The organism is Serratia sp. BNK-4 (assembly GCF_048685115.1).
GTDB lineage: Bacteria > Pseudomonadota > Gammaproteobacteria > Enterobacterales > Enterobacteriaceae > Serratia > Serratia bockelmannii.
The window spans coordinates 4,784,282-4,806,330 of sequence record NZ_JBLQTM010000001.1; the positions used below are offsets into that span (position 1 = coordinate 4,784,282).

General features: G+C 58.0%; 23 protein-coding genes. 19 read left to right on the plus strand and 4 right to left on the minus strand.

Annotation, left to right across the window (positions count from 1 at the left end):
• Positions 1 to 4: 4 nt before the first annotated feature.
• The 18 genes from atpB (at position 5) to ACMGGW_RS22795 (ending at position 17,556) form a co-directional block, all read left to right on the plus strand.
• Complete coding sequence (atpB, locus tag ACMGGW_RS22710) at positions 5 to 781, plus strand: F0F1 ATP synthase subunit A (protein ID WP_025304740.1); 777 nt, start codon at positions 5 to 7, stop codon at positions 779 to 781.
• A gap of 49 nt (positions 782 to 830) precedes the next feature.
• Positions 831 to 1,070 (plus strand): F0F1 ATP synthase subunit C, encoded by a 240-nt coding sequence (gene atpE / locus ACMGGW_RS22715; RefSeq protein ID WP_004093904.1) that lies wholly within the window; start codon positions 831 to 833, stop codon positions 1,068 to 1,070.
• Between the two features lie 57 nt (positions 1,071 to 1,127).
• On the plus strand, positions 1,128 to 1,598 hold the full coding sequence (gene atpF / locus ACMGGW_RS22720; protein WP_004933804.1) for a F0F1 ATP synthase subunit B: 471 nt from the start codon (positions 1,128 to 1,130) through the stop codon (positions 1,596 to 1,598).
• 14 nt (positions 1,599 to 1,612) lie between these two features.
• Positions 1,613 to 2,146, plus strand: a complete 534-nt coding sequence (gene atpH, locus ACMGGW_RS22725; RefSeq protein ID WP_127146949.1) for a F0F1 ATP synthase subunit delta — start codon at positions 1,613 to 1,615, stop codon at positions 2,144 to 2,146.
• Positions 2,147 to 2,158: 12 nt separating this feature from the next.
• The gene (atpA, locus tag ACMGGW_RS22730; protein WP_025304742.1) at positions 2,159 to 3,700 is read left to right on the plus strand and encodes a F0F1 ATP synthase subunit alpha; all 1,542 of its coding nucleotides are present in this window, start codon (positions 2,159 to 2,161) and stop codon (positions 3,698 to 3,700) included.
• A 59-nt stretch (positions 3,701 to 3,759) separates the two neighbouring features.
• Positions 3,760 to 4,623 (plus strand): F0F1 ATP synthase subunit gamma, encoded by an 864-nt coding sequence (gene atpG, locus ACMGGW_RS22735; protein ID WP_004933811.1) that lies wholly within the window; start codon positions 3,760 to 3,762, stop codon positions 4,621 to 4,623.
• A 32-nt stretch (positions 4,624 to 4,655) separates the two neighbouring features.
• Positions 4,656 to 6,038, plus strand: coding sequence for a F0F1 ATP synthase subunit beta (gene atpD / locus ACMGGW_RS22740; RefSeq protein ID WP_004933813.1), 1,383 nt, complete (start codon positions 4,656 to 4,658; stop codon positions 6,036 to 6,038).
• Between the two features lie 20 nt (positions 6,039 to 6,058).
• Positions 6,059 to 6,478, plus strand: a complete 420-nt coding sequence (locus ACMGGW_RS22745) for a F0F1 ATP synthase subunit epsilon (RefSeq protein WP_004933814.1) — start codon at positions 6,059 to 6,061, stop codon at positions 6,476 to 6,478.
• Positions 6,479 to 6,767: 289 nt separating this feature from the next.
• On the plus strand, positions 6,768 to 8,141 hold the full coding sequence (glmU, locus tag ACMGGW_RS22750; protein ID WP_197832565.1) for a bifunctional UDP-N-acetylglucosamine diphosphorylase/glucosamine-1-phosphate N-acetyltransferase GlmU: 1,374 nt from the start codon (positions 6,768 to 6,770) through the stop codon (positions 8,139 to 8,141).
• A gap of 152 nt (positions 8,142 to 8,293) precedes the next feature.
• The gene (gene glmS, locus ACMGGW_RS22755; protein ID WP_043140722.1) at positions 8,294 to 10,123 is read left to right on the plus strand and encodes a glutamine--fructose-6-phosphate transaminase (isomerizing); all 1,830 of its coding nucleotides are present in this window, start codon (positions 8,294 to 8,296) and stop codon (positions 10,121 to 10,123) included.
• A 336-nt stretch (positions 10,124 to 10,459) separates the two neighbouring features.
• Positions 10,460 to 11,500 (plus strand): phosphate ABC transporter substrate-binding protein PstS, encoded by a 1,041-nt coding sequence (gene pstS / locus ACMGGW_RS22760; protein ID WP_043140725.1) that lies wholly within the window; start codon positions 10,460 to 10,462, stop codon positions 11,498 to 11,500.
• Between the two features lie 91 nt (positions 11,501 to 11,591).
• The gene (gene pstC, locus ACMGGW_RS22765; RefSeq protein ID WP_016929615.1) at positions 11,592 to 12,548 is read left to right on the plus strand and encodes a phosphate ABC transporter permease PstC; all 957 of its coding nucleotides are present in this window, start codon (positions 11,592 to 11,594) and stop codon (positions 12,546 to 12,548) included.
• A 1-nt stretch (position 12,549) separates the two neighbouring features.
• Positions 12,550 to 13,440, plus strand: a complete 891-nt coding sequence (gene pstA / locus ACMGGW_RS22770; RefSeq protein WP_025304746.1) for a phosphate ABC transporter permease PstA — start codon at positions 12,550 to 12,552, stop codon at positions 13,438 to 13,440.
• 54 nt (positions 13,441 to 13,494) lie between these two features.
• Positions 13,495 to 14,265: a phosphate ABC transporter ATP-binding protein PstB gene (gene pstB, locus ACMGGW_RS22775; protein WP_016929614.1), complete on the plus strand. Its 771-nt coding sequence runs from the start codon at positions 13,495 to 13,497 to the stop codon at positions 14,263 to 14,265.
• An 11-nt stretch (positions 14,266 to 14,276) separates the two neighbouring features.
• The gene (gene phoU / locus ACMGGW_RS22780) at positions 14,277 to 15,011 is read left to right on the plus strand and encodes a phosphate signaling complex protein PhoU (protein ID WP_004933833.1); all 735 of its coding nucleotides are present in this window, start codon (positions 14,277 to 14,279) and stop codon (positions 15,009 to 15,011) included.
• 168 nt (positions 15,012 to 15,179) lie between these two features.
• Positions 15,180 to 16,019 (plus strand): ABC transporter substrate-binding protein, encoded by an 840-nt coding sequence (locus ACMGGW_RS22785; protein ID WP_015376136.1) that lies wholly within the window; start codon positions 15,180 to 15,182, stop codon positions 16,017 to 16,019.
• An 81-nt stretch (positions 16,020 to 16,100) separates the two neighbouring features.
• Entirely contained in the window at positions 16,101 to 16,814 is a 714-nt protein-coding gene (locus tag ACMGGW_RS22790; protein WP_025304748.1) for an amino acid ABC transporter permease, read from the plus strand.
• 1 nt (position 16,815) lies between these two features.
• On the plus strand, positions 16,816 to 17,556 hold the full coding sequence (locus ACMGGW_RS22795) for an amino acid ABC transporter permease (RefSeq protein ID WP_004933841.1): 741 nt from the start codon (positions 16,816 to 16,818) through the stop codon (positions 17,554 to 17,556).
• Here ACMGGW_RS22795 and yieH read toward each other — a convergent pair.
• Together yieH and ACMGGW_RS22805 are read right to left on the minus strand one after the other, a co-directional pair.
• Positions 17,553 to 18,221, minus strand: a complete 669-nt coding sequence (yieH, locus tag ACMGGW_RS22800) for a 6-phosphogluconate phosphatase (RefSeq protein WP_060448294.1) — start codon at positions 18,219 to 18,221, stop codon at positions 17,553 to 17,555. The two genes, ACMGGW_RS22795 and yieH, sit on opposite strands and share 4 nt — an antisense overlap.
• A gap of 46 nt (positions 18,222 to 18,267) precedes the next feature.
• Positions 18,268 to 18,672 (minus strand): NUDIX hydrolase, encoded by a 405-nt coding sequence (locus ACMGGW_RS22805; RefSeq protein WP_016929609.1) that lies wholly within the window; start codon positions 18,670 to 18,672, stop codon positions 18,268 to 18,270.
• Positions 18,673 to 18,904: 232 nt separating this feature from the next.
• On the opposite strand from ACMGGW_RS22805, the gene ACMGGW_RS22810 reads away from it, so the two are divergent.
• Complete coding sequence (locus tag ACMGGW_RS22810; RefSeq protein ID WP_004933851.1) at positions 18,905 to 20,242, plus strand: NCS2 family permease; 1,338 nt, start codon at positions 18,905 to 18,907, stop codon at positions 20,240 to 20,242.
• A gap of 34 nt (positions 20,243 to 20,276) precedes the next feature.
• On the opposite strand, the gene ACMGGW_RS22815 is transcribed toward ACMGGW_RS22810, so the two are convergent.
• Positions 20,277 to 21,329, minus strand: a complete 1,053-nt coding sequence (locus tag ACMGGW_RS22815) for a hypothetical protein (protein ID WP_025304751.1) — start codon at positions 21,327 to 21,329, stop codon at positions 20,277 to 20,279.
• Positions 21,330 to 21,406: 77 nt separating this feature from the next.
• Positions 21,407 to 21,973, minus strand: coding sequence for an NADPH-dependent FMN reductase (locus ACMGGW_RS22820; protein WP_025304752.1), 567 nt, complete (start codon positions 21,971 to 21,973; stop codon positions 21,407 to 21,409).
• Between the last annotated feature and the right edge of the window lie 76 nt (positions 21,974 to 22,049).

The window sequence follows — 22,049 nt, forward strand, 5'->3', positions numbered from 1 at the left end:
CATCATGTCTGCAGAGGGATACAACAGTCCACAGGAGTATATCGGTCACCACCTGACGCAGCTTCAGGTCGGGACTGGGTTTTGGTCGATTAACCTCGACTCGATGTTTTTCTCCGTCGTCCTCGGGGTTTTGTTCCTGGTGATTTTCCGCAAAGTGGCTAAAAACGCCACCAGCGGCGTGCCGGGTAAACTGCAAACCGCCGTGGAGCTGGTGGTTGGTTTCGTCGACAGCAGCGTGCGCGACATGTACCACGGCAAGAGCAAGGTGATTGCGCCGTTGGCGCTGACCGTGTTCGTCTGGGTGTTCCTGATGAACCTGATGGACCTGATTCCGGTAGACTTCCTGCCGTTCATCGGGGCGCATCTCGGTCTGCCTGCGCTGCGCGTGGTGCCTACCGCTGACGTGAACGTCACGCTGTCTATGGCGCTGGGCGTGTTTATCCTGATTCTGTTCTATAGCATCAAAATGAAAGGCGTTGGCGGGTTCGTTAAAGAGTTGACCATGCAGCCGTTCAACCACCCTGTATTCATTCCTATCAACCTGATTCTTGAAGGTGTCAGCCTGCTGTCCAAACCTGTTTCACTGGGTCTGCGACTGTTCGGCAACATGTATGCGGGTGAGTTGATCTTCATCCTGATTGCCGGCCTGTTGCCGTGGTGGTCACAGTGGGTCCTGAGCTTGCCTTGGGCTATCTTCCACATCCTGATCATTACGCTTCAAGCCTTTATTTTCATGGTTCTGACGATCGTCTATCTGTCGATGGCGTCTGAAGAGCACTGATTTTCTTAAAACACTTGCACTTTTAAACTGAAACAAACTGGAGACTGTCATGGAAAACCTGAGTATGGATCTGCTGTACATGGCTGCCGCTGTGATGATGGGTTTAGCGGCAATCGGTGCTGCGATCGGTATCGGCATCCTGGGTGGTAAATTCTTGGAAGGCGCTGCTCGTCAGCCTGACCTGATTCCTCTGCTGCGTACACAGTTCTTTATCGTTATGGGTCTGGTCGACGCCATCCCGATGATCGCTGTAGGTCTGGGTCTGTACGTGATGTTCGCCGTCGCGTAAGTAGAGTAACCCTCTACGACGTAACCAAACTATTAACTTTTAAAGAGGCATTGTGCTGTGAATCTTAACGCAACAATCCTCGGCCAGGCCATCGCGTTCGTTCTGTTTGTCTGGTTCTGCATGAAGTACGTATGGCCGCCGATCATGGCTGCCATCGAGAAACGTCAGAAAGAAATCGCTGACGGCCTCGCTTCTGCAGAGCGTGCCAAAAAAGATCTGGACTTAGCGCAAGCCAATGCGACCGACCAGCTGAAAACTGCTAAAGCAGAAGCTCAGGTGATCATCGAGCAAGCGAACAAACGCAAAGCTCAGATCATGGATGAAGCGAAAGCCGAAGCCGAGCAGGAACGTAACAAAATCGTGGCGCAGGCTCAGGCTGAGATCGAAGCCGAACGTAAGCGCGCTCGTGAAGAGTTGCGTAAGCAAGTCGCGATGCTGGCAATTGCCGGCGCCGAGAAGATCATCGAACGTTCCGTGGATGAAGCTGCTAACAGCGACATCGTTGATAAACTGGTCGCTGAACTGTAAGGAGGGAGGGGCTGATGTCTGAATTTGTAACTGTAGCTCGCCCCTACGCCAAAGCAGCTTTTGACTTTGCCGTTGAGCACCAAAGCGTAGAGCGCTGGCAGGAGATGCTGGCGTTTACGGCTGAAGTCACTCGCAATGAACAGATTTCTGAACTGCTGTCTGGCGCGGTTGCGCCAGACACGCTGTCCAAGACGTTCATCGCGGTTTGTGGCGATCGGCTCGACGAACATGGCCAGAACTTTATCCGTGTAATGGCCGAAAATGGACGTTTACTGGTTCTTCCTGCCGTGCTGCAGCAGTTCATCGAACTGCGCGCCTCGCTGGAATCCACCGTCGAAGTCGAAGTGCTCTCTGCGAGCGCGCTGAGCGACGAACAGCAGGCGAAAATCGCCGCTGCGATGGAAAAACGTCTGTCACGCAAAGTTAAGCTGAATTGCAAAATTGACAAGTCTGTACTGGCCGGCATCGTTGTTCGCGCCGGCGATATGGTGATTGATGGCAGCGTTCGCGGTCGTCTTGAACGCCTGACAGACGTCTTGCAGTCTTAAGGGGACTGGAGCATGCAACTGAATTCCACCGAAATCAGCGAACTGATCAAGCAGCGCATTGCTCAGTTCAATGTAGTGAGCGAAGCTCACAATGAAGGTACTATCGTTTCCGTCAGCGACGGGATCATCCGCGTACACGGCCTGGCCGAAGTTATGCAGGGCGAAATGATCGCGCTGCCTGGCAACCGTTACGCAATCGCATTGAACCTGGAGCGCGACTCTGTCGGTGCCGTGGTCATGGGTCCGTACTCGGATCTGGCCGAAGGCATGAAGGTTAAATGTACTGGCCGTATCCTGGAAGTTCCAGTCGGTCGTGGTCTGCTGGGCCGCGTAGTTAACACCCTGGGCGCACCTATCGACGGCAAAGGCCCGATTGAAAACGACGGCTTCTCTCCGGTAGAAGCTATCGCGCCAGGCGTTATCGAGCGTCAGTCCGTTGATCAGCCGGTTCAAACTGGCTACAAATCCGTTGACGCCATGATTCCAATCGGCCGTGGCCAGCGTGAGCTGGTGATCGGTGACCGTCAGACCGGTAAAACCGCGCTGGCGATCGATGCGATCATCAACCAACGCGACTCCGGCATCAAATGCGTTTACGTGGCTATCGGCCAGAAAGCGTCCACCATCGCTAACGTGGTGCGCAAACTGGAAGAGCACGGCGCACTGGCCAACACCATCGTGGTGGTGGCGACCGCTTCCGAATCCGCTGCACTGCAATACCTGGCACCATATGCCGGTTGCGCAATGGGTGAATACTTCCGTGACCGCGGTGAAGATGCGCTGATCGTGTACGATGACCTGTCCAAACAGGCCGTTGCTTACCGCCAGATTTCCCTGCTGCTTCGTCGTCCGCCAGGTCGTGAAGCTTACCCAGGCGACGTATTCTACCTGCACTCCCGCTTGCTGGAGCGTGCAGCGCGCGTTAACGCCGAATACGTTGAAGCCTTCACCAAAGGTGAAGTTAAAGGCCAAACCGGTTCACTGACCGCTCTGCCGATCATTGAAACCCAGGCGGGTGACGTTTCCGCGTTCGTTCCGACCAACGTAATCTCGATTACCGATGGTCAGATCTTCCTGGAATCCAACCTGTTCAACTCCGGTATTCGTCCGGCAGTTAACCCGGGTATCTCCGTATCCCGTGTTGGTGGCGCCGCGCAGACCAAGATCATGAAGAAACTGTCCGGTGGTATCCGTACCGCGCTGGCACAGTATCGTGAGCTGGCTGCGTTCTCCCAGTTCGCCTCCGATCTGGACGACGCGACCCGCAAACAGCTGAGCCACGGTCAGAAAGTGACCGAGCTGCTGAAACAGAAACAGTATGCGCCGATGTCGGTTGCACAACAGTCTCTGGTGCTGTTTGCCGCAGAACGCGGTTACCTGAACGACGTCGAAGTCGCCAAAGTGGTGAGCTTCGAAGCCGCGCTGGTCGCCTATGCGGACCGCGAGCACGCCGAACTGCTGAACCACATCAACCAAACTGGCAACTTCAATGATGAGATCGAGGGCAAGTTGAAAGACGTCCTCGAGACCTTCAAGAAAACCCAGTCCTGGTAACGCCGAACGGTCCTGCTGTTGAAAGACAGCAGGCCGTCTGGCACTGAGGAGAAGCAGAGATGGCCGGCGCAAAAGAGATACGTAGTAAGATCGCTAGCGTGCAAAACACGCAAAAGATCACTAAAGCGATGGAAATGGTCGCCGCCTCCAAAATGCGTAAATCGCAGGATCGCATGGCGGCCAGCCGTCCTTATGCAGAGACCATGCGCAAAGTGATTGGTCACCTTGCGTTAGGGAATCTGGAGTACAAGCACCCGTACCTGGATGAGCGTGACGTTAAGCGCGTCGGGTATCTGGTGGTGTCTACTGACCGTGGTCTCTGCGGCGGCTTGAACATCAACCTGTTCAAAAAGCTGCTGGCGGAGATGAAAGCCTGGTCCGAAAAAGGCGTCGAAACCGATTTGGCGCTGATTGGCTCTAAAGCGGCCTCTTTCTTTGGTTCCGTGGGCGGCAACGTGGTTGCCCAGGTGACCGGCATGGGGGACAAACCTTCCCTGTCGGATCTGATCGGGCCGGTGAAAGTGATGCTGCAGGCCTACGACGAAGGTCGTTTGGACAAGCTGTACATTGTCAGCAACAAATTTGTTAATACGATGTCCCAAGAGCCACAGGTGCTTCAGCTGCTGCCGTTACCGCCAGCCGATGACGAAGAGCTGAAGAAAACGCCTTGGGATTACCTGTATGAACCCGATCCAAAAGTGCTGCTTGATACCTTGCTGCGCCGCTATGTGGAGTCGCAGGTTTATCAGGGCGTCGTGGAAAACCTGGCCAGCGAGCAGGCCGCACGAATGGTCGCGATGAAAGCCGCAACCGATAACGGCGGTAGCCTGATCAAAGAGCTGCAGTTGGTATACAACAAGGCGCGTCAGGCCAGCATCACTCAGGAACTCACCGAGATCGTTTCGGGAGCCTCCGCGGTTTAAGCTAGGTTTACGAATTACGTAGAGGATTCAAGATGGCTACTGGAAAGATTATCCAGGTAATCGGCGCCGTGGTGGACGTCGAGTTCCCTCAGGATGCCGTACCAAAAGTGTACGATGCCCTTGAGGTAGAAAACGGCACCGAAAAACTGGTGTTGGAAGTTCAGCAACAGCTGGGCGGTGGCGTGGTTCGCTGTATCGCAATGGGGACCTCCGACGGTCTGCGTCGCGGTCTGAAAGTGAACAACCTGGACCACCCGATTGAAGTGCCGGTGGGTAAAGCTACCCTGGGCCGTATCATGAACGTATTGGGCCAACCGATCGACATGAAAGGCGACATCGGCGAAGAAGAGCGTTGGGCTATTCACCGCGCGGCGCCAAGCTACGAAGAGCTGTCCAGCTCCCAGGAACTGCTGGAAACCGGTATCAAGGTAATGGACCTGATTTGTCCGTTCGCCAAGGGCGGTAAAGTTGGTCTGTTCGGCGGTGCGGGCGTAGGTAAAACCGTAAACATGATGGAGCTGATCCGTAACATCGCGATCGAGCACTCCGGTTATTCCGTGTTTGCGGGCGTGGGCGAGCGTACTCGTGAGGGTAACGACTTCTACCACGAAATGACCGACTCCAACGTTCTGGACAAAGTATCCCTGGTTTACGGCCAGATGAACGAGCCACCAGGTAACCGTCTGCGCGTTGCGCTGACCGGTCTGACCATGGCGGAGAAATTCCGTGACGAAGGCCGTGACGTTCTGCTGTTCGTTGACAACATCTACCGTTACACCCTGGCCGGTACCGAAGTGTCCGCACTTCTGGGCCGTATGCCATCCGCGGTAGGTTATCAGCCAACGCTGGCGGAAGAGATGGGCGTTCTGCAAGAACGTATCACCTCGACCAAGACCGGTTCCATCACTTCCGTACAGGCCGTTTACGTTCCTGCGGATGACTTGACTGACCCGTCACCAGCCACCACCTTTGCGCACTTGGACGCAACCGTGGTACTGAGCCGTAACATCGCTTCTCTGGGTATCTACCCGGCCGTTGACCCGCTGGATTCTACCAGCCGTCAGCTGGATCCGCTGGTTGTTGGCCAGGAGCACTACGACGTAGCGCGTGGCGTGCAGTCCATTCTGCAACGCTACCAGGAACTGAAAGATATCATCGCGATCCTGGGTATGGACGAGCTGTCTGAAGAAGACAAACTGGTCGTATCCCGTGCGCGTAAGATCCAACGCTTCCTGTCTCAGCCGTTCTTCGTGGCAGAAGTCTTCACCGGTTCTCCGGGCAAGTTCGTATCGCTGAAAGACACCATCCGTGGTTTCAAAGGCATTATGGACGGCGACTATGACCACCTGCCGGAGCAGGCGTTCTACATGGTTGGCACCATTGAAGAAGCAGTGGAAAAAGCCAAGAAACTGTAACGCCTTGAGAGGAGGGTGATATGGCTATGACTTACCATCTGGATGTAGTCAGCGCGGAAAAACAGATGTTTTCCGGCCTGGTGCAGAAGATCCAGGTGACAGGCAGCGAAGGTGAACTGGGGATCTTCCCTGGCCATGCGCCGCTGCTGACTGCCATCAAGCCTGGCATGGTGCGTATTGTTAAGCAGCACGGTGAAGAAGAGTTCATCTACCTGTCCGGCGGCATCCTCGAGGTGCAGCCGAGCGTGGTTACCGTGCTGGCGGACACTGCTATCCGTGGTACTGACCTCGACGAAGCGAGAGCGTTGGAAGCTAAGCGTAAAGCTGAAGAACACATTCGCAGCTCTCATGGCGATGTCGACTATGCTCAGGCATCCGCTGAACTGGCGAAAGCGATCGCAAAACTGCGCGTTATCGAGCTCACCAGAAAAGCGATGTAATGTTTGGGTGCTCTGCACCCAACTTTAAGAAAGCGGCCTATAGGGTCGCTTTTTTTTACTTTAAAATAAGCATTTCAGCCCGGCGGGCGGTGTGGTGTATAACCCCTGATATCGGGAAAGAAACGTCGCCGAACGCCGACAGTTTTTTCGTCCTGAAGCCGAATCGGCCATGATGGCGGCAGGCCAAGAGGCGCGCGGCCTGCGCCGGGTTCGTGATGAGAAATATGTAGTAATATCGTCGCTAAACGGTTTTACTTTCGTCTATCAAAATGGAGTTATCAGGTTGCTTATGTCGAACAGCGCAATGAGCGTGGTCATCCTCGCCGCGGGCAAGGGTACGCGCATGTATTCCGATCTTCCCAAAGTGTTGCATCCGTTGGCCGGTAAGCCGATGGTGCAGCACGTCATTGATGCCGCGATGAAACTGGGCGCGCAACATGTTCACCTGGTATACGGCCACGGCGGCGATTTATTGAAAAGCACGCTGACGGGCGGCGCGCTGAACTGGGTGCTGCAGGCGGAGCAATTGGGCACCGGTCATGCAATGCAGCAGGCGGCGCCGCATTTTGCCGACGATGAAGACGTGCTGATGCTGTACGGTGACGTGCCTTTGATTTCCGTGGATACGCTGCAACGTCTGATTGCGGCCAAGCCGCAGGGCGGCATCGGTCTGCTGACGGTGAAACTGGACGATCCGAGCGGTTACGGCCGCATCGTGCGCGAGCAGGGCAACGTGGTGGGCATCGTTGAACACAAGGACGCCAGCGAGGCACAGCGTCAGATTAATGAGATCAATACCGGCATCCTGGTGGCGAACGGGCGCGATCTGAAGCGCTGGCTGGGGATGCTGAACAACGACAACGCACAGGGCGAGTTTTACATCACCGATATCATTGCGTTGGCCCATGCCGACGGCAAGAAAATCGAGGCTGTACACCCGTCGCGCCTGAGTGAAGTGGAAGGTGTGAACAACCGCCTGCAACTGGCGACCCTGGAACGCGTATTCCAGTCGGAACAGTCTGAAAAGCTGCTGTTGGCCGGCGTGATGCTGCTGGATCCGGCGCGTTTCGATTTGCGCGGGGAACTTGTTCACGGCCGCGACATCACTATTGATGCGAATGTGATTATCGAAGGTCACGTCAAGTTGGGCGATCGGGTGAAAATCGGCGCCGGCTGCGTGCTGAAAAACTGCGTAATCGGTGATGATTGCGAGATCAGTCCTTACAGCGTGCTGGAAGACAGCGTGCTGGAAGTCGGCTGCACCGTGGGGCCATTTGCCCGCCTGCGCCCAGGCGCGGAGCTGGCGGCAGGGGCCCACGTCGGCAACTTCGTGGAAATGAAAAAGGCGCGTCTGGGCAAAGGCTCCAAGGCCGGCCACCTCAGCTACCTGGGCGATGCCGAAATCGGCGATGACGTGAATATCGGCGCCGGCACCATCACCTGTAACTACGATGGCGCCAACAAGCACAAGACGCTGATCGGCGATGGGGTGTTCGTCGGTTCCGATACTCAGCTGGTGGCGCCGGTATCGGTCGGCAAAGGCTCCACCATCGCCGCAGGCACCACGGTGACGCGCGATATTGCCGAGAACGAATTGGTGCTGAGCCGCGTCAAGCAGGTGCACATTCAGGGCTGGCAACGTCCGGTGAAGAAGAAGCTATAGTGTGTTTTGCGTTGGGCTCTGTTCACGAGCCCAATACAAAACATAATAACCCCCACCATCTACAGGCTCGGGGGACGCACGGTAAAAACCGGCAAAAATCAGGTCAAGGCATCGAAAGCGCCCATGAAGGGCGTTCATTAGGAATATAACTGATGTGTGGAATTGTAGGCGCAGTAGCGCAACGTGATATCGCAGAAATCCTGTTGGAAGGTTTACGTCGTCTTGAGTACCGCGGTTATGACTCCGCCGGTCTGGCGGTGGTCGATGAAAAAGGCAACGTCAGTCGCCTGCGTCGCGTAGGCAAGGTACAAAAACTGGCCGAAGCGGCGGAGCAAACCGATCTGCACGGCGGTACCGGCATCGCTCACACCCGCTGGGCAACGCACGGTGAACCGACCGAAGCGAACGCGCACCCGCATGTTTCCGACTACATTACCGTGGTGCATAACGGCATCATCGAAAACCACGAACCGCTGCGCGAGTTGCTGATCGAACGTGGTTACCGTTTCAGCTCCGAAACCGACACCGAAGTGATCGCGCACCTGGTGCACTGGGAACAGTTGCAGGGCGGTACGCTGCTGGAAGTGGTTCAGCGCGTGATCCCACAGCTGCGCGGCGCTTACGGCACCGTGGTGATGGACAGCCGCGATCCGAGCGTATTGGTTGCGGCGCGCTCCGGCAGCCCGCTGGTTATCGGCCGCGGCGTTGGGGAAAACTTCATCGCCTCCGATCAGCTGGCGCTGCTGCCGGTCACCCGCCGCTTCATCTTCCTGGAAGAAGGCGACGTGGTGGAAGTGACTCGCCGCACCGTCAACATCTTCGACAAGCAGGGCAACGCCATCGAGCGTCCTGAGATCGAATCCCAGGTGCAGTATGACGCCGGCGACAAGGGCGCTTACCGTCACTACATGCAAAAAGAGATCTACGAACAGCCGCTGGCGCTGAAAAACACCCTGGAAGGGCGTTTCAGCCATGGCCAAATCAACCTGAGCGAGCTGGGCCCGCACGCCGACGAGCTGCTGGCCAAGGTGCAACACGTGCAGATCATCGCCTGTGGGACTTCTTACCACTCCGGGATGGTGGCGCGCTACTGGTTTGAAGCGTTGGCCGGCGTGCCGTGCGACGTCGAGATCGCGTCCGAATTCCGTTACCGCAAATCGGCGGTGCGTCCGGGTAGCCTGATCATCACCCTGTCGCAGTCCGGCGAAACCGCCGACACGTTAGCGGCGCTGCGCCTGTCCAAAGAGCTGGGTTATCTTGGTTCGCTGGCCGTTTGTAACGTTGCGGGCTCTTCGCTGGTGCGTGAATCCGATCTGGCGTTGATGACCAAAGCGGGCACGGAAATCGGCGTAGCCTCGACCAAAGCCTTCACCACCCAGCTTACCGTGCTGTTGATGCTGGTGGCGCGCCTGGGCCGCCTGAAAGGCATGGCGGAAAGCGTGGAGCAGGAGATCGTGCACGGCCTGCAGGCGCTGCCGGCGCGTATCGAGCAGATGCTGTCGATGGATAAAGAGATCGAAGCGCTGGCGGAAGGCTTCTCCGACAAGCACCATGCGCTGTTCCTCGGCCGTGGCGATCAGTATCCGATCGCCATGGAAGGGGCGCTGAAGCTGAAAGAGATCTCCTATATTCACGCCGAAGCTTATGCGGCGGGCGAGTTGAAACACGGTCCGCTGGCGCTGATCGACGCCGATATGCCGGTGATCGTGGTGGCGCCAAACAACGAACTGCTGGAAAAGCTGAAGTCCAACATTGAAGAAGTACGCGCGCGCGGCGGCCAGCTGTACGTGTTCGCCGATCAGGACGCCGGCTTTGTCAGCAGCGAAGGCATGACCATCATTCCTCTGCCGCACGTCGAGGAAATCGTCGCGCCGATCTTCTACACCGTGCCGTTGCAGCTGCTGTCTTACCACGTGGCGCTGATCAAAGGCACCGACGTTGACCAGCCACGCAACCTGGCGAAGTCTGTCACCGTAGAGTAATTTGCCGCAGGTAAACTGCAAAAGCCGGCCTTCGCGCCGGCTTTTTTCATGAGCGGCCTTAAAGATGACAGCGCGACCGATTCGGCGATAAACGTTGTCATATTCAAGCGGATAGGCCGCGCCAAAACGGTTTTTTTATTGCTTGGCAATTGCGCTGTTTTCAATATAACAAATTGATTTTAATATAAATCAATACCCCTAAAATGCACTGTAATATAACTGTCATATTGCGTACATTTTTCTGTCACCAAACTGTCCTATTTTCCCTCCTGCAGCAATACTTACTCTGATTAAAACGACTCGAAGTCGATTTTAAGTATCCCATTAGGAGGGATTATGAAACTGATGCGTACCACCGTCGCCAGTATTGTGGCAGCGACCTTCTCCCTGACCGCCGTGTCCGCGTTCGCTGCTGCCAGCCTGACCGGTGCAGGTGCGACATTCCCCGCTCCGGTTTACGCCAAGTGGGCAGATTCTTATCAGAAAGAAACCGGCAACAAAGTTAACTATCAGGGCATCGGCTCCTCTGGCGGCGTGAAGCAAATCGTGGCCAACACCGTTGACTTTGGCGCTTCCGATGCTCCGCTGTCTGACGACAAACTGGCGGCCGATGGCCTGTTCCAGTTCCCGACCGTGATCGGCGGCGTGGTACTGGCGGTGAATATCCCGGGCATCAAATCCGGCGAACTGACGCTGGACGGTAAAACCCTGGGCGATATCTACCTGGGCAACGTCAAAAAGTGGAACGATCCGGCTATCACCAAGCTGAACCCTGGCGTGAAACTGCCTGACCAGAACATCGCCGTAGTGCGCCGCGCCGACGGTTCCGGCACCTCGTTCGTGTTTACCAGCTACCTGTCCAAGGCCAACGCGCAGTGGAAAGAGAAGATTGGCGCCGGTTCTACCGTTAACTGGCCGACCGGTCTGGGCGGCAAAGGCAACGACGGCATCGCCGCCTTCGTTCAGCGTCTGCCTGGCTCTATCGGCTACGTAGAATACGCTTACGCCAAACAGAACAACCTGGCTTACACCAAGCTGGTATCCGCCGACGGCAAACCGGTTAGCCCGACCGAAGAGAGCTTCAGCAACGCGGCCAAAGGCGTGGATTGGAGCAAGACCTTCGCTCAGGATCTGACTGACCAGAAAGGCGACAACGTGTGGCCAATCACCTCCACCACCTTCATTTTGGTGCACAAAGAGCAGAAAAACCCTGCTCAGGGTGCCGAAGTGCTGAAGTTCTTCGACTGGGCTTATAAAACCGGCGCCAAGCAGGCGAACGAGCTGGATTACGCCACCCTGCCGACAGAAGTGGTTGAGCAGGTGCGCGCGGCCTGGAAAACCAACGTAAAAGACAGTTCAGGTAAAGCGCTGTACTAACAACGCAGGGGCGCGGGTTCGCCGCGCCCCACACAGTTCTTCAGGCTCCGATCCCGGTTGGGGCTGCCAGGGTTCAAACAGAGAGTAATCTATGGCTGAGTACAAGCCGACCATCAAAGCACCGGGCAAAAACGGTGACATCATTTTCAGCGCGCTGGTGAGACTGGCTGCGCTGATTACCCTATTGTTGCTGGGCGGCATCATCGTTTCGCTGATCTTCGCCTCCTGGCCAAGCATGCAGAAATTCGGCTTCGCCTTCCTGTGGACCAAAGAGTGGGATGCGCCGGCGGAGCAGTTCGGCGCGCTGGTGCCTATCTACGGTACCGTGGTCACCTCGCTCATCGCGCTGATCATCGCCGTGCCGGTGAGTTTCGGCATCGCGCTGTTCCTGACCGAACTGGCGCCGAACTGGTTGAAGCGGCCGCTGGGCATCGCCATTGAGCTGCTGGCGGCCATCCCGAGCATCGTCTACGGCATGTGGGGCCTGTTTGTGTTCGCCCCGCTGTTCGCCGAATACTTCCAGACGCCGGTGGGCGACGTGCTGTCGGGCATTCCTATCGTCGGCGAGCTGTTCTCCGGCCCGGCCTTCGGCATCGGTATCCTGGCTGCCGGGGTGATCCTGGCGATCATGATCATTCCTTACATCGCTGCGGTTATGCGCGACGTGTTCGAACAGACGCCGGTAATGATGAAAGAGTCGGCCTACGGCATCGGCTGCACCACTTGGGAAGTCATCTGGCGCATCGTGCTGCCGTTCACCAAAAACGGCGTCATCGGCGGCGTGATGCTGGGCCTGGGCCGTGCGCTGGGGGAAACCATGGCGGTGACCTTTATCATCGGCAACACCTACCAGCTCGACAGCGCTTCGCTGTACATGCCGGGCAACAGCATCACCTCGGCGCTGGCCAACGAATTCGCCGAAGCTGAGTCCGGCGTGCACACCGCCGCGTTGATGGAGCTGGGCCTGATTCTGTTTGTTATCACCTTTATCGTGCTGGCGCTGTCGAAACTGATGATCATGCGTCTGGCCAAGAATGAGGGGCGTTAACATGGCGACGATGGATATGCAAAACGCAGTCGTTCTGGCGGAAAGCCGCCGCAAAATGCAGGCCTGGCGCCGGCAGAAAAACCGCCTCGCGCTGTTCCTGTCGATGGCGACCATGGCGTTCGGGCTGTTCTGGTTGATCTGGATCCTGATCGCTACCGTCACCAAAGGCTTCGACGGCATGTCGCTGGCGCTGTTCACCGAGATGACCCCACCGCCGAATACCGCGGGCGGCGGCCTGGCCAACGCCATCGCCGGCAGCGGCCTGTTGATCCTGTGGGCGACCCTTTTCGGTACGCCGCTGGGCATCATGGCCGGCATCTACCTGGCGGAATACGGCCGTAAATCCTGGCTGGCGGAAGTGATCCGCTTTATCAACGACATTCTTTTGTCCGCACCGTCGATCGTGGTGGGCCTGTTCGTTTACACCATCGTGGTGGCGAAGATGGAACACTTCTCCGGCTGGGCCGGCATCGTGGCGCTGGCGCTGCTGCAGGTGCCGATCGTCATTCGTACCACCGAGAACATGCTGAAACTGGTACCGGATACGCTGCGCGAGGCCGCTTATGCCCTGGGTACGCCGAAATGGCGCATGATTTCCGCCATCACGCTGAAGGCGTCGGTGTCCGGCATCATCACCGGCGTGCTGCTGGCGATTGCACGCATCGCGGGGGAAACCGCACCGCTGCTGTTCACTTCGCTGTCGAACCAGTTCTGGAGCACCGACCTGATGCAGCCGATCGCCAACCTGCCGGTGACCATCTTCAAATTCGCCATGAGCCCGTTCGCCGAATGGCAACAGCTGGCCTGGGCCGGGGTGCTGTTGATCACCCTGTGCGTACTGTTACTGAATATTCTGGCGCGCGTGGTTTTCGCCAAGAAAAAGCATTCATAAAATTTTGAGCGCCGCTTTGGCGGCGCTGATGAAAAGAGAGAAGTCTTGATGAGTATGGTTACTGACGCTTCCAGCAGCAAAATTCAGGTACGCGATCTGAACTTCTACTATGGCAAATTCCATGCGCTGAAGAACATCACGCTGGATATCGCCAAGAACAAGGTCACCGCGTTTATCGGCCCGTCCGGCTGCGGCAAATCTACCCTGCTGCGCACCTTCAACAAGATGTACCAGCTGTACCCGGAACAGCGTGCGGAAGGCGGCATCCTGCTGGACGGCCAGAACATCCTGACCGACAACTCGGATATCGCACTGCTGCGCGCCAAGGTCGGCATGGTGTTCCAGAAGCCGACGCCGTTCCCGATGTCGATTTACGACAACATCGCCTTCGGCGTTCGCCTGTTTGAAAAGCTGTCGCGCGCCGATATGGACGAGCGCGTGCAGTGGGCGCTGACCAAGGCGGCGCTGTGGAATGAAACCAAGGACAAGCTGCACCAGAGCGGCTACAGCCTCTCCGGCGGCCAGCAGCAGCGTCTGTGCATCGCCCGCGGCATCGCCATTCGTCCGGAAGTGTTGTTGCTGGATGAGCCTTGCTCGGCGCTGGATCCGATCTCCACCGGCAAGATTGAAGAGCTGATCAGCGAGCTGAAGGCTGATTACACCGTGGTGATCGTGACGCACAACATGCAGCAGGCGGCGCGCTGCTCCGACTCTACCGCATTTATGTATCTGGGCGAGCTGATCGAGTTCAGTGATACTGATAACCTGTTCACTGCGCCGCAGAAAAAGCAGACTGAAGACTACATCACTGGCCGTTATGGTTGATAGGAAGCATCATGGATAACCTGAATTTAAACAAACACATTTCCGGCCAGTTCAACGCAGAGCTCGAGCATATCCGCACTCAGGTGCTGACCATGGGCGGGCTGGTGGAGCAGCAGCTGACCGACGCCATCACCGCGATGCACAATCAGGATGGCGAGCTGGCCAAGCGCGTGATCGAAGGCGACGCCAAGGTCAACATGATGGAAGTGGCGATCGACGAAGCCTGCGTGCGCATTATCGCCAAGCGCCAGCCGACCGCCAGCGATCTGCGTCTGGTGATGGCGATCATCAAAACCATTTCCGAGCTGGAGCGCATCGGCGACGTGGCGGACAAGATCTGCCGCACCGCGCTGGAGAAGTTCTCGCACCAGCACCAGCCGCTGCTGGTCAGCCTGGAGTCGCTGGGGCGCCACACCGTGCAGATGCTGCACGACGTGCTGGACGCGTTCGCGCGCATGGATCTGGACGAAGCGATCCGTATTTACCGGGAAGATAAAAAGGTCGACCAGGAATACGAAGGCATCGTGCGTCAGCTGATGACCTACATGATGGAGGATTCGCGCACCATTCCGAGCGTGCTGACCGCGCTGTTCTGTGCCCGTTCAATCGAACGTATCGGCGACCGCTGCCAGAACATCTGCGAATTTATCTTCTATTTCGTCAAAGGACAGGATTTCCGTCATTTGGGCGGCGACGCCCTGGAAAAGCTGCTGTCTCCGGGCGGTAAAGACGAAAAAGATGACTAACCCTTTCCGGGTAATATCCTTCCAAGGCGCGGTTTCCCGCGCCTTTATTCCATCTTAAACGCGTAAAGATAAAAAGGTTATAAATATAGCTTTTTATATTATTTCCTGACCTATGTGGCGCTTGCTAGCTTATCCGCCAGCAGGACATCAACCACTTAGGAGCTTTCTATGAAACATCGCGCTTTGGCCTTAACGTTGTTAGCCAGTCTGACCGGTTTCGCCGCCGGCGCCGCGCACGCGGACAAACTTGACGATATCAAGCAAGCCGGCGTGGTGCGCATCGCGGTGTTCGACAGTAACCCGCCGTTCGGCTACATCGATCCGCAGAGCAAGAAGCTGGTGGGCTACGATGTGGACGTCGCCGACGCGATCGGCAAAGCGCTGGGGGTGAAAGTGGAGCTGCGCGCCACCAACCCGGCCAACCGCATTCCGCTGCTGGTGTCGAAGAAGGTTGACCTGATTGCCGCCAACTTCACCATTACCGACGAGCGCGCCAAGGAAGTGAACTTCAGCGTGCCGTACTTCGCCACTGGGCAGAAATTCATCGCCCGCAAAGGCGTGCTGAAAACGCCGGAAGACATCAAGAAACTGCGCATCGGCGCGGATAAGGGCACGGTGCAGGAAATCACCCTGCGCGAGCGTTTCCCGACGGCGAAAGTGATCTCCTACGATGATACCCCGCTGGCGTTCGTGGCGCTGCGTAACGGCAACGTGCAGGCGATCACTCAGGACGACGCCAAGCTGGTCGGCCTGCTCGGCAACCTGCCGGCGGCGCAAAAGGCGGAGTTTGAAATTTCGCCGTTCAGCCTGACCAAAGAGTATCAGGGCGTCGGCATTCCCAAGGGTGAAGATCGCCTGACCGCCGCGGTGAACGAGACGCTGATCAAGCTGGAAAAAGACGGCGAAGCGGTTAAGATTTACGATCGCTGGTTCGGGCCGGAAACCCAATCCGCTCAACCGCGCGGCGATTTCAAAATCGCGCCTTTGGATCAGCAACCAAAAGCCTGACTTAACCGCTTGCGGTGAGATAGGCACGGAGGGGCGCAGCTTGCTGCGCCCCTGATGCATTCTGCAAGACAAGGATTGAACATGAACCTGGACTGGCTGCTGGCGCCGCAATACCTGAGCTGGCTGTGGCATGGCTTTCTGCTGACGCTGTGGCTTTCCGCCTGCGCGGGCCTGGCGGCCACGTTGCTGGGCTTTGTGCTGGCGGCGATGCGCGACAGCAGCCTGCGGCCGTTGCGTTGGCTGGCGATGGGGTACAGCTCGCTGTTTCGCAATACGCCGCTGCTGGTGCAGCTGTTCTTCTGGTACTTCGCCGCCGGGCAGATCCTGCCGTCCGCCGCCATGCAGTGGCTGAACAGCTCACATCAGGTCGGCCCGCTTGAGTGGCCGTCGTTCGAGTTTCTCGCCGGTTTCTTTGGCCTGACGCTCTACTCCACCGCCTTTATCGCCGAAGAGATCCGCTCCGGCATTCGCGGCGTCGCCGGCGGGCAGAAATATGCCGCTCAGGCGCTGGGACTGACCGGCTGGCAGGCGATGCGCTACGTGGTGTTGCCGCAGGCGCTGAAAATCGCGCTGCCGCCGCTGCTGGGGCAATACATGAACGTGATCAAGAACTCGTCGCTGACCATGGCGATCGGCGTTGCCGAACTCTCTTACGCCTCGCGTCAGGTCGAAACCGAAACCCTGCGCACCTTCCAGGCGTTCGGCGTGGCGACGGTGCTGTATATCGCCATCATCGCGCTGCTGGAAGGTTGGGGCATGTGGCGACAACAGCGTAAACCGCTGGGAGGACATTGAGATGGATTTCAGCGTGATTCACGACAACCTGGGTTACCTGCTGTGGGGCACCTGGCCGGACGGGCCGCTGGGTGGCGCGGCGCTGACGTTGGCGATCAGCCTGATGGCCGGCGTGGCCTCGGCGGTGCTCGGCACCTTACTCGGCGTGGCGCTGGCGATGTCGCGCGGCGTCGCCGCCGGGCTGCTGGCGGCGGTGTTGGGCTTTTTCCGCGCCATTCCGGTCATCATGCTGATCTTCTGGACCTATTTCCTGCTGCCGATGGTGTTTGGCGTCGAGATCCCGGAAATCACTACCGTGGTGTGCGCGCTGGCGCTGATCGCCTCGGCCTATCTGGCCCATGCAGTGAAGGCCGGCATCGCCGCGATCGGCCCCGGCCAGTGGCAGGCTGGGCTTTCTCTGGGGCTGACGCGTTGGCAGACGCTGCGCATGATCGTGCTGCCGCAGGCGCTGCGCATGATGGTGCCGTCGTTCATCAACCAGTGGATCTCTCTGATCAAGGACACCTCGCTGGCTTATATCGTCGGCGTTGGCGAACTGACCTTCCTGGCGACCCAGGTCAACAACCGCAGCATGGTCTATCCGATGGAAGTGTTTCTGTTCGTGGCGCTGGTCTACTTCGTGTTCTGCCTGGCGCTCGATCTGCTGGCCAACGCGGTCAACCGCCGCTTCGGCGCGCAAACCCGTGCGCTGAAACGGTCCTGGCGCTGGTGGCGCAACAAGCCGCCGTTGCCGGCCAGTTAATCGGCCGTGAGCCGCCAGCCGCGTTCGCGCCACAGCGCGGGCAGTTGGGCCAGGTCGTCAAACGTGGTCACCAGCGGGTGGTCAATCGGCGGGTTATGCGGATCGGCGCAGAAGTAAAAGACCGGGATGCCGGCATCGATGCCGGCCTGCGCGCCGGCGGGCGAATCGTCCACCAGGATGCAGCGCGTCACAGGCACCTGCATCTGTTCGGCGGCGTGAAACACGATCGCCGGATCCGGCTTCCAGCGCTGAATGTCATAGCCGCTGAATAACCGGTCATCAAAATAAGGCAGCATGCCGGTCAGGCCGAGCGAATGCTGCATCTTGCTGACCGGCCCGTTGGAGACGGTGCAGACAGGCACCGTTACCTGCGCCAGCAGCTCACGGGCGCCGGCAATCTGTTGCAGTTCGCTGTCGAACAACCGCGCCACTTCCTGCCGATACAGCGGCTCCAGTGTCTCTTTGGCCAGGTCAGTGCCCTGCTCGGCGTTGACCCGATCGATGATCTCGTACAGCTTCACCCCTTTGTATTTCTTGAATACCTCTTCCAGCGACAGATGAATGCCGTAGTGGGCGAACATGTGCACATAGGCTTTGCTGCACAGCACTTCGCTGTCTACCAGCGTGCCATCGCAGTCGAACAAAATGCAGTCAATATGATTCATGCGGGACAGGTTCCTTCGGGTTAACGCCGCTGAGGCCGCTCAGCGATCACTTGATCAGGTTACGCGCCTTGAGATCGTGCAAAATCAGCGCGGCGACGTGTGAGCACTGCGGCAGATCGCGACTGTCGCACCACTTCAGCTCGGCGATTTCGGCGGCCGGCTGCAGCTGCCCGGTAAAGTCGGCCTGGTAGCAGCGAATGCGCACCTGGGTGCCGTCCTGCTTGCCGTCCGCCGGGCCGGTGAATTCGCCGTAAAACGCGATGGATTGCGACAGCAGCGCAACGGTCAGCTCTTCGTCGATTTCGCGGCACAGCGCCTGTTCGTCGGTTTCGCCCGCTTCGCGCTTTCCGCCCGGCATATAAAACAGCGTCTTATTGTGTGAGCGCACCAGCGCCACTTTGTCATCTTTCAGCGCGATCAACGCCAGCTTATCGATAAAGGTCGAAGACATGCGGATTCCTGTTTTTAACGGATAGGGATAGAGGGGCGATAGGCCATTTTATCGGCCGTGCCGGCAAACGGCAACGCAGCGGGCGGCAAGGGGGATGAATGCCTGTAAATACAAGCCGTTGACGCGTTTAGCCGTAAAGACGGCGAAAAAAACCTGTGACCGACATCAAAAGCCCCACTTTTTGTTATAGGATAGCCGGCGACTGTCCATTCCCATTTTCGGAATTCTGATAATGACCAAACCAGTATCTGGCCTTGACGCTGAGCAAGGCTTGCTTGGGCGCGTGTTTAAACTCAAGCAACATGGCACGACGGCGCGTACGGAAACGATTGCCGGTATCACCACCTTTCTCACCATGGTGTATATCGTGTTCGTTAACCCGCAAATTTTGGGCGCGGCGGGCATGGATACCCAGGCGGTATTTGTCACCACCTGTTTGATCGCCGCCTTCGGCAGCATCTTTATGGGCCTGCTGGCGAACCTGCCGGTGGCGCTGGCGCCGGCGATGGGCCTGAACGCCTTCTTCGCCTTCGTGGTGGTCGGCGCGATGGGCATCTCCTGGCAGGTGGGCATGGGCGCCATCTTCTGGGGGGCGGTCGGCCTGCTGTTGCTGACCATTTTCCGCATTCGCTATTGGATGATCGCTAACATTCCGGTCAGCCTGCGGGTCGGCATTACCAGCGGCATCGGTCTGTTCATCGGCATGATGGGGCTGAAAAACGCCGGCATCGTAGTGGCTAACCCGGACACGCTGGTGACCATCGGCAGCCTGACCTCGCACAACGTGCTGCTGGGGGCGCTCGGCTTCTTCATCATCGCCGTGCTCTCTTCGCGTAACTTCCACGCGGCGGTGCTGGTGTCGATCGTGGTCACCACCCTGATCGGCTGGATGCTGGGCGACGTGAAATACGGTGGCCTGTTCTCCCTGCCGCCGAGTATCACCTCGGTGGTGGGCCAGGTCGACGTGGCCGGCGCACTGAACATCGGGCTGGCCGGGGTTATCTTCTCGTTTATGCTGGTGAACCTGTTCGACTCTTCCGGCACCCTGATCGGCGTTACCGATAAAGCCGGCCTGACCGACAACCAGGGCAAATTCCCGCGTATGAAGCAGGCGTTGTACGTTGACAGCATCAGCTCAGTGGCCGGTTCGCTGGCGGGTACCTCTTCCGTGACCGCTTACATCGAAAGCTCGTCCGGCGTCGCCGTCGGCGGCCGCACCGGTTTGACGGCGGTGGTCACTGGCCTGCTGTTCCTGCTGGTGATCTTCCTGTCGCCGTTGGCGGGTATGGTGCCGGCTTACGCTGCCGCCGGCGCGCTGATCTATGTCGGTGTACTGATGACCTCCAGCCTGGCGCGGGTGAAGTGGGACGATCTGACCGAAGCGGTACCGGCATTTGTCACCGCGGTGATGATGCCGTTCAGTTTCTCGATCACCGAAGGTATCGCGCTCGGCTTTATCTCCTACTGCGTGATGAAGCTCGGCACCGGCCGCTGGCGTGAAATCAGCCCGTGCGTGGTGGTGGTGGCGCTGCTGTTCGTACTGAAAATCGTCTTTGTCGACGGCCATTGACAGCCAAAGGGCCGACGTCTGTCGGCCCTGAACGCTAGACGCCCGGCGTCGCGTCCGGCGCCTGGTCCAACACCCACTGCAACGGCCGCCTGAAGCGCGCCTGCCAACTGCCGGCGGCATCCTCGCCCTGGGCGAAGTGCAGCGTCTCTACCTGGTTATCCTCTCCAAACAGATTGGCGAAGTGCAACGCCAGCGCCTGCTCACTGAAGTTCTGCCGATCGTAATACGCCATCACGATTTTCTTTTGCGCCGCCAGCGACTGCTGGGCCGGCTTGATCTCCCCGTTGGGGGCGATCAGGAGCGCGCCGGCGTAAAACTGCGGGTACTTCGCGATCAGGTTGGCGGCGTGCAGTGCACCCTGGCCGCGGGCGCTGAGGTAAATCCGTTGGGTATTCAGCTTTAGCTGCGGAGCCAGCTGTTGCAGCGTACGCTGAATGGCGGTTTGGGTGCTCTCATCGCTGTAATTTGACCAGCGGAAGCTGTTTTCCGACAGCATCTGCGTGCCGTTGATCTCGATGTAGGCTACGCCCATTTCGCCGAACAGCAGCCGTTCTTCGGGGCTGATAGCGGCGGCTTTGCCGTAGGTATGCAGGAAGATCACCGTTGGCCAGCCTTCGGGCGGTGCTTCGCCGTCCGGCATCGCGTAGCTGGCTTTGCCTTCATAGCGGCGAGCGTGCTGCAGATAGCGCGCTTTGGTGGCGGCCAAAATGGATTGGTAGGTGGCGGAATGTTGAATGCTGTTGAAGGCGTCGTCCTCCAGCAGGTTGTAGTAGTACCACAGGCCGCGGTCGGCGCTCAGCTGCAGGTAGCGTTCCGCCAGCTCGGTTTGCCCTTTCTCTGCCGACGACACCGCCAACTGGTAGGGCGCCCAGACATTGCGGCCGTCTTCGCGCATCAGCGTCAGGTACAGCGACATGGCGCCCAGCTTTTTGTCTTCCTGGTTTTGCGCGGATCGCGACAGCTGGGCGTTGAGCGCACTGTGTGCCGGCAGCTCCAGCGGTTCTTCACCGGCGGGATAACGCATGTCTGCGGCGAAAGCGGGACTGGTGATGGAAACAAAAAATAACGCTAAAATGAAAAAATACATGATGCTATGGCTTTAATTTTCAATGAATTGACGGACTTCATGTCCTGTTGCGGCGCCCGGTGGGCGCCGCGAGACGGTCACTCCACGCGGCGAATAAAATCGCTGAACGCGGACAGCTGGCCGGTCAGGAAGTCTAGCGTTCCCTGATCGCTCAGTTCACCGGCCTGTTCATCGACCTTGCTCTGGATCACGCCGCCCATAAACTCAGGCTTGTTCATTACCATCGCATCGAGGAATACCAGGATCTGGCGCAGATGGTATTGGCAGCGCGCGCCGCCGATCGGCCCCATCGAGCTGGTTTGAATGGCGACCGGCTTGCCGGCCAGCGGCTGATTCGGCAAGCGAGACAGCCAGTCGATGGCGTTCTTCAACCCGCCGGGCACGGAATAGTTATATTCAGGGGTGACGATGATCACGCCGTCGGCCTGGCGGATCTGTTCGGCGATCGCCTCGACAGCGGCAGGGAAGCCTTCACCCTGTTGCATGTCGGCGTCGTACAGTGGGATATCGCGGATGGATGGTAGCGCTTCAATGGTGACGCCCTGCGGAGCCAGCCCTGGCAGGGCGCGGGCCACCATGGCGTTGTAAGAGCCTTTACGCAGGCTGCCGAGCAGAGTGACGATTTTTAAGGCTTGGTCTGACATGATGATTCTCCCTTTCGAATGAGCAGATTCAGCGTACAACATGGGCGAATAGTAGGCTAAAGCGCGGGTCGAGAAT